The organism is Aeromonas sp. HMWF017, from assembly GCF_003061465.1.
Taxonomy (GTDB): Bacteria; Pseudomonadota; Gammaproteobacteria; order Enterobacterales; family Aeromonadaceae; genus Aeromonas; species Aeromonas veronii.
This window is the reverse complement of sequence record NZ_QAJD01000133.1, coordinates 1-10643: the sequence shown is the minus strand read 5'-3', so window position 1 is coordinate 10643 and position 10643 is coordinate 1. Positions and strand designations below refer to the sequence as shown.

Annotated in this window: 17 protein-coding genes and 1 pseudogene; 13 read left to right on the top strand and 5 right to left on the bottom strand. The window is 52.4% G+C overall.

Annotated elements, in window-relative coordinates; genetic code table 11:
* The coding region (locus tag DBR30_RS21385) for a hypothetical protein (protein ID WP_219927571.1) at positions 1–386 on the bottom strand (386 nt) is incomplete at its 3' end.
* 30 nt (positions 387–416) lie between these two features.
* Positions 417–1112, bottom strand: a complete 696-nt coding sequence (locus tag DBR30_RS13080; RefSeq protein WP_108540181.1) for a LexA family protein — start codon at positions 1110–1112, stop codon at positions 417–419.
* 100 nt (positions 1113–1212) lie between these two features.
* Between DBR30_RS13080 and DBR30_RS13075 the strand changes: the two genes are divergently transcribed.
* From DBR30_RS13075 to DBR30_RS21105, 13 genes are all read left to right on the top strand, one after another.
* Positions 1213–1401: a Cro/CI family transcriptional regulator gene (locus DBR30_RS13075; protein WP_108540184.1), complete on the top strand. Its 189-nt coding sequence runs from the start codon at positions 1213–1215 to the stop codon at positions 1399–1401.
* Positions 1402–1426: 25 nt separating this feature from the next.
* Positions 1427–1696 (top strand): regulator, encoded by a 270-nt coding sequence (locus DBR30_RS13070; protein ID WP_108540187.1) that lies wholly within the window; start codon positions 1427–1429, stop codon positions 1694–1696.
* Positions 1689–2198: a phage regulatory CII family protein gene (locus DBR30_RS13065; protein ID WP_108540190.1), complete on the top strand. Its 510-nt coding sequence runs from the start codon at positions 1689–1691 to the stop codon at positions 2196–2198. Before DBR30_RS13070 ends, DBR30_RS13065 begins: the two co-directional genes overlap by 8 nt.
* Positions 2199–2206: 8 nt before the next feature.
* Positions 2207–2431, top strand: coding sequence for an ogr/Delta-like zinc finger family protein (locus tag DBR30_RS13060; RefSeq protein WP_005351998.1), 225 nt, complete (start codon positions 2207–2209; stop codon positions 2429–2431).
* A gap of 49 nt (positions 2432–2480) precedes the next feature.
* On the top strand, positions 2481–2933 hold the full coding sequence (locus DBR30_RS13055) for a hypothetical protein (protein WP_108540192.1): 453 nt from the start codon (positions 2481–2483) through the stop codon (positions 2931–2933).
* 65 nt (positions 2934–2998) lie between these two features.
* Positions 2999–3187 (top strand): hypothetical protein, encoded by a 189-nt coding sequence (locus tag DBR30_RS13050; protein ID WP_108540195.1) that lies wholly within the window; start codon positions 2999–3001, stop codon positions 3185–3187.
* Between the two features lie 2 nt (positions 3188–3189).
* A complete protein-coding gene (locus DBR30_RS13045) occupies positions 3190–3450 on the top strand; it encodes a helix-turn-helix domain-containing protein (RefSeq protein WP_108540198.1) in 261 nt (86 codons plus the stop codon).
* A 193-nt stretch (positions 3451–3643) separates the two neighbouring features.
* On the top strand, positions 3644–3850 hold the full coding sequence (locus DBR30_RS13035; RefSeq protein ID WP_108540203.1) for a hypothetical protein: 207 nt from the start codon (positions 3644–3646) through the stop codon (positions 3848–3850).
* Positions 3847–4047, top strand: a complete 201-nt coding sequence (locus DBR30_RS13030) for a hypothetical protein (RefSeq protein ID WP_005352019.1) — start codon at positions 3847–3849, stop codon at positions 4045–4047. The genes DBR30_RS13035 and DBR30_RS13030 overlap by 4 nt, the downstream gene beginning before the upstream one ends.
* Positions 4025–4336 carry a hypothetical protein gene (locus tag DBR30_RS13025; RefSeq protein WP_108540206.1) on the top strand — a complete coding sequence of 104 codons (312 nt, stop codon included), beginning with the start codon at positions 4025–4027 and terminating at the stop codon, positions 4334–4336. The genes DBR30_RS13030 and DBR30_RS13025 overlap by 23 nt, the downstream gene beginning before the upstream one ends.
* Positions 4333–4590: a hypothetical protein gene (locus DBR30_RS13020; protein ID WP_108540209.1), complete on the top strand. Its 258-nt coding sequence runs from the start codon at positions 4333–4335 to the stop codon at positions 4588–4590. Before DBR30_RS13025 ends, DBR30_RS13020 begins: the two co-directional genes overlap by 4 nt.
* Positions 4587–6866 (top strand): replication endonuclease, encoded by a 2280-nt coding sequence (locus DBR30_RS13015; RefSeq protein WP_108540212.1) that lies wholly within the window; start codon positions 4587–4589, stop codon positions 6864–6866. The genes DBR30_RS13020 and DBR30_RS13015 overlap by 4 nt, the downstream gene beginning before the upstream one ends.
* 205 nt (positions 6867–7071) lie before the next feature.
* The gene (locus DBR30_RS21105; protein WP_146181051.1) at positions 7072–7998 is read left to right on the top strand and encodes a hypothetical protein; all 927 of its coding nucleotides are present in this window, start codon (positions 7072–7074) and stop codon (positions 7996–7998) included.
* 309 nt (positions 7999–8307) lie between these two features.
* Here the strand turns inward: DBR30_RS21105 and DBR30_RS13010 are convergent, their stop codons facing one another.
* The 3 genes and pseudogenes from DBR30_RS13010 to DBR30_RS22775 all read right to left on the bottom strand — a co-directional run.
* Entirely contained in the window at positions 8308–8715 is a 408-nt protein-coding gene (locus DBR30_RS13010) for a DUF4113 domain-containing protein (protein WP_258224422.1), read from the bottom strand.
* Between the two features lie 97 nt (positions 8716–8812).
* A complete protein-coding gene (locus DBR30_RS13005) occupies positions 8813–10000 on the bottom strand; it encodes an acyltransferase family protein (protein ID WP_108540214.1) in 1188 nt (395 codons plus the stop codon).
* A gap of 518 nt (positions 10001–10518) precedes the next feature.
* Positions 10519–10643 (bottom strand): annotated as a pseudogene (locus DBR30_RS22775) (phage portal protein); the annotation flags it as partial.

The following is a 10643-nucleotide window of genomic DNA, read 5'->3' as shown; positions in this document are numbered from 1 at the left end:
ATATGCATCTGTGCATATAATGAATCGAATAGAGATGAGCAATAAGCTGCAAAGCTTTTATCACCGCTAAAAAATCTGTTGAGATATTCTGGCGAGTATATAATTACTTTCATCACCTTACATATCATCTCTATATACTCTAGCCATATATTGTAATACGCTTCATTACCTCCTCCATAAGAGCTAGAAAAATGTTTAAGTTCAAACAGTTCATCTATTCTATGGAAGAGATTCTCAATGTCCGATATAATTACAAATGCAACATCAGGCGAAATATTTGCAATTAAACTCGTAGGACTATCTCTATCATCTTTAATTTTATTTAGAGTTTTTATCGCTAGTGACATTAGAGATAATGTGTATCTTGCCTTACCGTATAGATACATAAAATTAACCTTTTCTTGAAACAGGGCGCATTAGCGCCCTGTTTGTCTTTTTCTAAATATTCTGTGTTCTATCATGACGCCGATGATCTCGATGTGCTGTCGGTCGGAGTGCATGGATGGGTAATCGTCGTTGAGGGGGACAAGCTCAAACACCTCTTGTCCGTGCTCATCGATGCCGCGGGGTCGGTACTTCTTAAAAGTTGCCCCTTCGCTACCGTTCTTGGCAACGACATAATCGCCAGGGCGAGGTGACTCATCAGGGTCAACGATGACCAAGTCTCCTTCATTAAAGATCGGAGTCATGGAATTGCCGCGCAGCCAGAGACCGAAGCCGCGAGGGCCAATATCGATACTGGCAGACACATACTCGACATTTCCATCGAAGGTCGTGGCCTGCTCGCACATCTCGCGCCAGTTGCCCGCTTGCACATAGCTTAGTATCGGGATCCGTTTCCCCGGCATTATCACCGCCGGTTCGACGTTGTGGTATCCAGGGATCGGCTCACTTGTAGGCAACTCAGAGCCAACACTTCCACCACCCAAAAGCCAGTCGACCGTTACCCCCAGCGCTGCCGCTAAGTCATTGAGATAGCGGCCTTTCGGCTGGTTCAAACCAGACTCCCACTTTCCGACCGAAACGTCACTCACACCAATAGCTTTGGCAAGCGCCGTCTTCGAAAGATTAAGAGCCGTTCGTCTACTGAAAATGCGATCACTAATTGTCATCGCTCTAGCTTAACCTCGGCAATCCGAACAAAAGGTTGATCCTTTACCGAAGTTAAGTTAGCCTCACAGTCATCCTAACTTAAGGTCGAAAAGGGCGGTTATGAAGAAAGAGGACGCAATCAACTACTTCGGGAGCGCAGCAGAGCTAGCCAGATCTTTGAACATCTCAGAGCCGGCTGTATCTCGCTGGGGAGACACAATCCCCAAAGGCCGCGCCTACCAAATCGAAGTGCTGACCGGCGGCAAGCTGAAAGCCGATCAGCACCACACCGCGCAAGGTCGCGCGTAACTGAACTCGCAGGAGGCAACCATCCATGATTATCGCCCCCATCCATATCGATACCCCGGTTTGCACGGTCGAGAGCTTCTCCGAGCGTACCGGCTTGACCCAACGCACGGTGGAGAACTACGTGCGGGCCGGTCGCATTCCCATCATGCCCAAGCAGGGCCGTGCTGAAAAAGTGCTGATCAACCTGGTGCTCTACACCCAGCAGGCAATGAATCAGCCGGGTCTGGAACCCATCTCGAAACCTGTGCGCACACCAAGAGTGTCGCGCAAGCTGCGGGATGAAGACCATGTTTGAACAAACTTGCAGCAAACATCCGCACTGGATCAGTGCCTGCCAGCGCTTTGCGGCGAACCACAACGTGGCAGAACTCGCCAACAAGGCAGGCATTAACCCGCAGACCCTGCGCAACAAGTTAAACCCCGACCAGCCCCACGAGCTGACCGTAGTCGAGCTGATTGCACTCACCCAGGCAAGTGAGGGCGATGAAACCCTGTTCGATGGCGCCCTGTTCTGCTGTCGCCTGACGGCCATTGCTATCCCCGAGCGGGAGAAGGGCCCGAGCCTGACCCATCAGGTGATTGACACCACGGCCAAGGTGGCAGGACTCGGCGCGCAGGCGCTGACAGTGGTGGAGAGCGGCCGCGTCACCAAGGGGCAGCGCAATGCACTGGTCGGTGCCGCAACGGCAGCCATGGGCAACCTTGCCCTGCTGATCACCGAGATCGAGCACAAATACCAAGCCATTCCCTCTCTGTCTTGTGCGCTGGATATGGCGCGCATGGCGGCCGGAGCTTAGGAGAACCCATGAGACTGATTTGCCCCCACTGTGGTGCCCGCGCCAGCACTCGCACATCCATCCGGATGAGCCCGCTTTGCGGCATCGCCACTTACCAATGCAGCAATGTGGATTGCGGCCACACCTTCAAGGCGGGGTTCGAAATCATCGCAACCATCAGCCCCAGTGCCATGCCCAATCCGGCCATTGTGCTGCCCATTGTCCCGCGCAGGGTGAAAGAGGTGGCCCAGTGATCCCCTCACTGGCCGCCAGATTCTGCGCCCAGGTGAAGGAGAAACCAGCATGCAACACACCCAACCAGAGCCCCGCAACATCGCCGGTCTGACCGCCGAGGAGCAGGTGTTGATGAATACCGCAGGCATAGCGCTGTTGCGGGAGCACCTAAACAAAGCGGGTTCAAACCTCGACGGTGATTGGCTCAATGCGCCCAAGACCAAGCGCGTTGCCATTTGCGCCATCGCCCGCCAGCCATGGGATTCGCTGATGATGGCGACCCTCTCTGCTCTGCCCTATCAGCAGCGTGAGGCGATCCGCCTTGCGGTGATTGCGCTGGATTATCAGTCGCTGTTTCACAGCGGGTGTGATCCGAAGGTGTGGCACCCGTCGGTGAAGGTGATGCCGGCTGAACTGGCCGAGCGGAAGAAGAGAGAACAGGCCAAACGCCAGCAACTGGATCATGCGGTGCATGTCGCTGGTCAGATTGGCCAAGAAGGCCCGAGACCCATCGGGCACTAAAAAGCCCGCTTAACGGAGCTGCAACTCCAAGCGGGCCTTTATCAACAACGTATGAGGAAGTCGACATGGCAACTTTAGCGATCCCCTGCGCACTGCGCAACCTTCGCATCCAGCAACGCAAGCTGACGGGCCGGTATGGCGCCCGTCTGAGCCAACACCCGGACGGTGTGGCGCTGCTCGAGCGTTCCACCGCACTGGCTTGGGCTTCTCTGTTCAGCCGCATCACCCCCTGCACACCTCAACAAGGAGCCTGACCATGACCGCACAACCGACCCAGATCAATCTGCTCAACCACCATGCCGCCAAGCGCCTGCGCCAGTTGCGGGAACAGTTGAAGCTGAGCCGCCCCAAGTTTGCCGCGCTGCTGGATATCCCCCCTACCACGCTCAAGAACTACGAGCTGGGCTATCGCGAAATTGGCGGTGGCCTGTTCCTGCTGATCGCCAACCACCCGGAGCTGAAACGGCACATCGACTGGCTGCTTACCGGCATCGGCACACCGGAGGTGCAGGCATGAGCAAAATCTTCCACCCCATATCCGAGCAAGAAGCGCTGGCAGAGTTGCCGCGCCTTCAGCAGCGGCTGACCGCCAAAGCTCGCCCTGCCTCTTTTGCTTATCGAAGATCAGAGGGCAAATCCCTGTTACTCCAGGCGCAGCAGTCCTTGCGCTGGCACCAACTGTTTCACCACCTAAACCGGAGGGCCCGCTCATGAGTGACGCCATCAAGATTGCCAGCCAGGCGCCCAAGGTGATCGAAGGTCTGCTGGCCGAGATGTTTGCCGCACGCGCCGAGGATAACCGCATCGCCCTGGGCGCACTCTACTCGGGGGATGAATACATCCAGGTGCAACTGGTGGTGACCAGCAAGCCTGCGGATCTGCTCGATGACGATTTGGTGATGGAGGATGAGGCATGAGTACCACGCTGTTCACCCTGGCCAGCCTGAAAGAGTGGCTAGCCCAGAACGAATCGAAACTGCTGCCGACCGCCCCGCTCTGCTGTGGTGGTGAACTCGGTATCTCGATCCGCATCGAGGCGGGCCATATCGCCATCGATGAGCCGGACTTTCAGGCAATAGATGAGGCATGCGATGAGCAACTTCGAACTGTTTGAGCTGGACGCCCAACAAGAGCTGAGCGAAGCCGGCCCTGCTCATATGCAGCCCACCACACCGGTCAGCCAGCTGACCACCCACTGGTTTGCCGCCCGCGCCGAGTTTATCGCTGCGGGCAGCGATTCCAGAGGCAACCGGGATCAGGTGGCAGAGCTGCTGGCGCTGGGCGCAATACGCACCGTCTACTGGTTGGCCGCCGCCAATGTGGAGTTGGCGCTGGCCCAGGAAATTGCCGAGTGGTGGGCCGAGTGCGCACCACTGCATGGCCAGGGGGATACCATCAAATGAGCCATGGACTGCAATGGGAGCTCACACTCCTGCAAGATCGCTGGCAAGCCACCTACCGGGAAGACGCGGCACGGCTGCGCCTTTATCAGCGGGAGCTGGCCCATGCGCGTCGGCTACCTGCCCGCCCCCACGCCAGCATCAAGCAGTTGCTGCGCCAGTGTGCGGCCGCTCGCCGATTAAAAGAGCATGCCCAAATGAGCGTTCGTGGCTGCCAATCCCACATCAAACAGCTATCCGGTTATCTCTCTGCATGACCAGCAAGACCAAACGCCTGCCGCTGTCGAAAAGAACACTGCGGCATCGCATCGATACCCTTTGCAACTCTCTGCCCGGCGTCAACTTTGACGCCGCATTTGCTGGTGACCGCGGCCAGTACGATCTGATCTGGGCCATGCAACTGCTCGATGGACTCTCCACCGAGTTGACCAAGAACCTGTTCAAGCAGTACATCCGCCGCCGCAAAGATTGCAGCTTTACCCATTGCCGCTCCGCCAACATCTGGTTGAGGGAGCGAACCAAGTGGGTGCGGATGCAGCTCCAGACCATCCCGGTCGACCCGAAACAGATGCGCGATGACACCGGCCGCAAACAGATTGCACACCAGTTCGCCAACCAGACCGCTGCCATTTACAAGAACATTGAACGAGGCATCAAAGAGGGTGCCGAAGCGGATCTGCTGCAGACCTGGGAGCTGATGCGCCAGCCTGCCGACCAGTGGGGATTTATCGGCGAGCTGCCGAAGTTCAAAACCGACGAGGTGCGGGATAACTGGATCCTGAGCGTGCTGGTGCGCCTGCTCTCCGCCAAGTGGTGGGAAAAGCGCGTCAACCGCAGCTGGGACAGGCTGCAGGAGCACATCAATATCCTGCTCGGCAAAGTGCGCAAGGGTGTGTCGGCTTTTGTATCAAACGCCACTATGAAGGTGGTGCGCGAGCGCAAGCGGGCCATGATGCGCTGGCTGGCCGAGTCGGAAGTGGTGAACGAGCGTTATGACCTGGTCGTGTCGATGAAGGATTGCTGGGAGGCCAGCAACGCCAACCCGGTGAACCGCCGCAACGAAATGATGGTGCGGGCACGGGGGTTCAGTGACTATGCCGAGGAATTGGGGCATGTGGGAGTTTTCTTCACCTGGACAGCCCCGAGCCGCTTTCATGCCTGGGCACAAAAGCATAACGGCCAAGCGGTAGAGAACAAGCGATATCAAGGGGCCACGCCACGGGAGACCTGCGCCTATCTGGCCAAACTATGGAGCCGTGCCAGGGCCGCCCTCAAACGGTGGAACGCGCCCGTCTATGGATTTCGCGTTTGCGAGGCCCACCACGACGGCACCCCGCACTGGCACCTGCTGCTATTTATGCGCCCGGAAGATCGCAACCGGGTGATCGGCATCCTACGACGCTATGCCCTGACTGATGACCACGAAGAGCTGGTACGGAATATCAAGGGCGCCCCACCCTTTACCGACTTTACTCCCCGCTTTGACTGGGAGGAAATCGATCCAACTAAAGGTGATGCCGCAGGCTATATCGCTAAATACATTGCCAAGAACATCGATGGCGCTTACCTGGACGATGACGAAGAAGCTGGCACCGCCGCAAATGAAGCGGCCCAACATGCTGTAGCCTGGGCCAGTTGGTGGGGCATTCGCACTTTCCAGCAGATCGGCGGTGCCCCGGTCGGGATATGGCGTGAACTGCGCCGCATCAGCAACGCCAAGAAGAATGCCGATCTGGTAGGCCCACCCAAGCCAGTGCTGCAAGACCCGCGCTTTGAGGCAGCCCGCTTTGCCGCAGATAACGGCATCTTTCGCTGCTATCTGCATGCCATGGGCGGCGCACTGGCCACCCGTGCCGAACACCCCATCAAGCTGGCCCACCTCATCGAGGAGCAGGCCAACAGCTATGGCGAAGACATCAAGCGCCTAATGGGTATTACCTCCGCTCGCCTTGGCATCAAGACCCGCCTGCAAGGGTGGGAAGTGGTACCTGCAGGCACCTATGAGGCCGCCAAGGCCGCAGGGGCTGCCGGTGTGGGTGTGGGTTTAGGTGTTGCAGTTCAGTCGGGCGACAGCCCGGCACCTTGGAGCTCTGACAATAACTGTACGCGGCCGGATCCTGATGCCTTCGCAGACCAGATCATGAGGGAGCAATGGGGGTTATCGCCCTTCTCCATCGACCGATTGCGGGCTGGTGCCAACGTCACGGTGGACGGTTTCAGCCTCTGGTTGGAGAACGGGCAGGTGCAGTCGAGCCGAGCGCTCCCCAGCGAGCCGGATTGGATACAAGATGGTCAGCCGCAAGCCGAACCGGGCCAACCTGATGAATACGCGGTACCGGAAAGCGATCAGGACTGGCCGATGCTGGTTGAGCTGTGCGGAAAGGTTTACCAAGCTCAAGGCCACGCCGGGGCTCACCGCTGGATCGAGATGCTATCCGAGCCTTATCAGTCAGAGATGTGGAAGGTATTGGAGGGGCTGGATACGCCCGAGTGGATGCAGGAACAGGACGACTATAGCGAGGAGTGGATATGAACATGAATAGCGAGCAGACCGTCAACTGGGGAAAAGAGGGGTCAAGCGCATGCGTATAGACAATTGACATATGTTAATAATATTATGATTTTAAAGTGCTTTTCATTTAGCTTTCACAGAGGTAGTGCAGAGTTATATAGAAGTCGACATAAACAAATCAACATTACCTTCCTTCTAATTTATTATTAAGAACAGGGAATTTCCAATGAAAAAATTCGGATGGTCTAGATGGCATGGAATATATAACAGCAACCAATGGAAATCATTGGAACGGTGGGCACTATATAACTTGCATCACCCATCCACTTTGAATGATCTAGCTAAATGCATAGTTTCAAATAACATTAAAAATGGCTTAAACACAAGCGTTGACGTTGAGTCGATTTGGATTGATGGCACTCCACAAGCTATGGCTTATGTCAGCGGTGGCACTGTGAAATGCGAACTCGCAGATCTTCTATATATCGTTGAAGAATACGATCAAAATGGAACTCTTTTAAGCGAAAAAGGGCTTTTAGTTCAAGCCAAAGTAACCCCAAAACATAATAAATTAAATGCAGACAGCTCAACAATGAAAGAGCGTAAGTTATTTGAAAAAATTAACACATCTCGATCTATGACACTATATAGTGGCACAAGTTTGAATTCTAGTAAAATTGGGAGCTATGTCTTAGGCGGAGCAAACAATTTGTTTGATTGCTCTCGTTTTTTACTCATGCCCAAAAAAGTTAACTGGCAAGCGAACAAACCCTATTTGAGGCCATTCCATGTTTGTTGGCCTAAAAACATAAATACATCTTTTATGGGGCACAGTTTAGGTTTACTAGATGCCTTACAATCTATGGCATCAGGAGGTCGCATAGGAAAATCAATAGGTAATCCTAGTAATTGTCAATGGTCAAAGATGGTAAGAGATTTGCAAAACAAGTATAACTCTGTGCAAATGGTTGGTTATAACCAACAATATAGAATTCAATGCTCATCAATAATAAACATTTCGACTGATAACTTTGGCGATATTCTACCAAGTGTGGAACCAAACTATGTGGAGCTAAATGGTGATGTAGGGGGGCCATTTATCTCCACAGTCACAGTACGAATTAAGCAACAACTCAATGAGCGTCGTGAGTAGTATACCTAACAAACGCTTCAAGAAGGACAACCAACGCATTGTGTTTATTTTTTAAGATGGTATGCGTTGGCTTAGGGATTGCGTTGCTCACACCATAGCAGGGCGTTAATTCATGACATGCACTAACAAGCAATATATATGATGGCTCTATCGTGAGAAAGTGGAAAAATAGCTAGGGGTGCTATTACCCCCCAGTCCTTCAGTACCAACTAGCTGGTTGGTGATCTTGGCCGAAGGGCTTAAGAGGTGGCTACCCATCTGTAGCCACATTCTTCATCGGTGCTTTGGTAAAGATGAGGCTTGAAGAACTCACTTCACCACCGGCAGCTTGCCGAGAGCGGTGGTATAGCGGGGGCTTAGTTGGTCCCGTTTCATCATCCACTCCCGGGTGTCGCGGCCGCGTGCCGCGAAGTAGACCTTCCCCAGCCGTCTCTGGTTGATCTTGTCGATGACCTGCATCAGCGCCTCGCTGCGCGGGGATTGCTGCTGTGCGGCGAACAAGTCGCCCTGCTGCATGCTGGCTGGGGTGAAGTCGGCCAATATGACGCCCCCTTTCTGGTAACGCTGCTCGTCGCGCCAGATGCGGGGGAGCAGCTCGGGGATCAGGGCCAGTAGCGCTCGGGTGTCATGGGTGGGCATCGCCAACTTGGTGCTTACCTGGTTTCCGTAATAGGGCTCTCGTTCGATGAACGAGATGGTGAGAATGAACAATGTAATATACCGACAAAAACATACTGCTTGCGCTTAGTCCTAGTAATAAAAGAACAAGGGGAGCGCTCGCCCCTTGTTCAGTAGTTATATTACACCTAACAGTTTAATGGAATTGATTTGAATTGGTGACAGCTACATCGGTACTAACTCTGCACGCATCTTTTTTTATAATAAAGTAGCCCGCCAACTTTTTGCCAACTCGTTGGGATGGTTTTTCTACTAGCTTATGTAAAATCCAAGATAGAAATATACACCCACCAGTCACAATTAAAAGTGAGACCCAAGCTTTCATGCCAAGATCGAGTAATATCCTAAGTGCTACATAGCCAGCGACGCCATGAATCACATAGAGTGGATAGCTTATATCCGCAAGGAAATCGAAGAATTTGTTTGACTTGAAAAAATCCTGATATGCAAATGCAAAAATAAAGGTCAGCAATGCAAATGCATAACTCCACGCCACCGTTATTCCGGCAGCAGCGGGGCCAATGTACCAGTGTAAACAGAAAAGGCAAAAAATCACCCCAATTAATAGATATGCTTTATCTCTTTCAATACGACCACGTTGAACATAGTGAAATACCACACCAATGAACATATAAATAATATATTGTGATACTGTCATGAAAGTCATTGCCAACTGCCATAACCTTGCATCCGTTTCACCCCAATTAGGAATGTACCTATTAATAACAACCGATGCTATAAAAATAAATATCGGAGCTAAAAACACCATGGTTGATTGCTTTCGAAATAGCACAATCAATAGAGCGCAGACAAAATAAAACTTCATTTCAATCTCTAGCGTCCACACTATTCCATCAATGCCTCTTGACCATAAAACATCTCTAACGCCAGGTATGTAATGAATCAATACTTCTTGAGCAGTAAACGGCCACTCCCTTGAAAAATAATGGGAGCTAATTAAAATAGCAACCAACGTAATACTAAAACCGACAATATATGTTGGCACAATTCGCAACATTCGATTGATAGTAAAACCTAACCAAGTTGTTTTTTGCAAAGAAAATGGAATTACGAAGCCACTAATGATAAAAAATAACGCTACACCATATGCCCCCCAATTAAATAATGGAAAAAAGTTTAACAATGAAACATAAATAGGAATTGCATGCGTTTCAAAGGGAAGCATTGGAGCATTTGTTAAAACCTCTACAGCTGCACGGCTTGACCAAAAAACGCCATAATAATGTGAAATGACTACAGCTAATGCGGCAAAGCCTCTTAGAGTGTTTGCGAAATCAATCCTATTGCTTTTCTGGTTTTGCATATGGTTGAAGCAGATAGTGAAACATTCGAAAATAGTAACATGAACTTAAGCACAGTCTTTAACTTTTCGTTGACAAGCATTGCAGCCCTACACGTACCCCAACCTACAACGCTACCGTCAATAACATTTCAACAGCGAAATTTTTTGAACGATAGTGAAGGATCCGAAAAAGGATCCGTTATCCCCCGCGCAGCCAGTGCTGGCGCGGGGAGCCGATACCCGCCCCCAGTCTTTCACCCGCATGATTTTCAACACATAAAGCGCGCAGGCGAGGCGGGGTCCCGATTGCGCGCGCTGGGTGTTGAGGGGCCTTTCGAGGCTGCGCTCAATGCTCGCAGGGGTACGTGAAGGATCTCGGGAGTGTGGTTGCGAAGAGATAGCCGGCGATGGCCTGTAACGCGACTGGTGGGCTCTGGCAGGATGGGAGATCAGCCAAAACAAAGCCCCCTGGGTAGGGGGCTTTGAATTAAATCATGGAGGAATTTGGAGGAATTCCAATTTGAAGATAGCCAAGGTTTTCAGCTTTGCACTGTCAGATCTGACAGTCGATAGGAGGTGAATCGGATTATTTCCTCCCCTGCCCACTCGTTGAACTGCGCAAAGTTCGCCTTCATGCTGTCGATCTCGTTGACGTCAAACACCT

Coding starts and splice junctions, on each gene's coding strand:
- DBR30_RS13020 (WP_108540209.1), top strand. CDS start 4,333: ATGAGCCATGGACTGCAATGGGAGCTCACACTCCTGCAAGATCGCTGG.
- DBR30_RS13065 (WP_108540190.1), top strand. CDS start 1,689: ATGTTTGAACAAACTTGCAGCAAACATCCGCACTGGATCAGTGCCTGC.
- DBR30_RS13035 (WP_108540203.1), top strand. CDS start 3,644: ATGAGTGACGCCATCAAGATTGCCAGCCAGGCGCCCAAGGTGATCGAA.
- DBR30_RS13045 (WP_108540198.1), top strand. CDS start 3,190: ATGACCGCACAACCGACCCAGATCAATCTGCTCAACCACCATGCCGCC.
- DBR30_RS13070 (WP_108540187.1), top strand. CDS start 1,427: ATGATTATCGCCCCCATCCATATCGATACCCCGGTTTGCACGGTCGAG.
- DBR30_RS13050 (WP_108540195.1), top strand. CDS start 2,999: ATGGCAACTTTAGCGATCCCCTGCGCACTGCGCAACCTTCGCATCCAG.
- DBR30_RS13060 (WP_005351998.1), top strand. CDS start 2,207: ATGAGACTGATTTGCCCCCACTGTGGTGCCCGCGCCAGCACTCGCACA.
- DBR30_RS13055 (WP_108540192.1), top strand. CDS start 2,481: ATGCAACACACCCAACCAGAGCCCCGCAACATCGCCGGTCTGACCGCC.
- DBR30_RS13075 (WP_108540184.1), top strand. CDS start 1,213: ATGAAGAAAGAGGACGCAATCAACTACTTCGGGAGCGCAGCAGAGCTA.
- DBR30_RS13015 (WP_108540212.1), top strand. CDS start 4,587: ATGACCAGCAAGACCAAACGCCTGCCGCTGTCGAAAAGAACACTGCGG.
- DBR30_RS13005 (WP_108540214.1), bottom strand. CDS start 10,000: ATGCAAAACCAGAAAAGCAATAGGATTGATTTCGCAAACACTCTAAGA.
- DBR30_RS21105 (WP_146181051.1), top strand. CDS start 7,072: ATGAAAAAATTCGGATGGTCTAGATGGCATGGAATATATAACAGCAAC.
- DBR30_RS13080 (WP_108540181.1), bottom strand. CDS start 1,112: ATGACAATTAGTGATCGCATTTTCAGTAGACGAACGGCTCTTAATCTT.
- DBR30_RS13025 (WP_108540206.1), top strand. CDS start 4,025: ATGAGCAACTTCGAACTGTTTGAGCTGGACGCCCAACAAGAGCTGAGC.
- DBR30_RS13030 (WP_005352019.1), top strand. CDS start 3,847: ATGAGTACCACGCTGTTCACCCTGGCCAGCCTGAAAGAGTGGCTAGCC.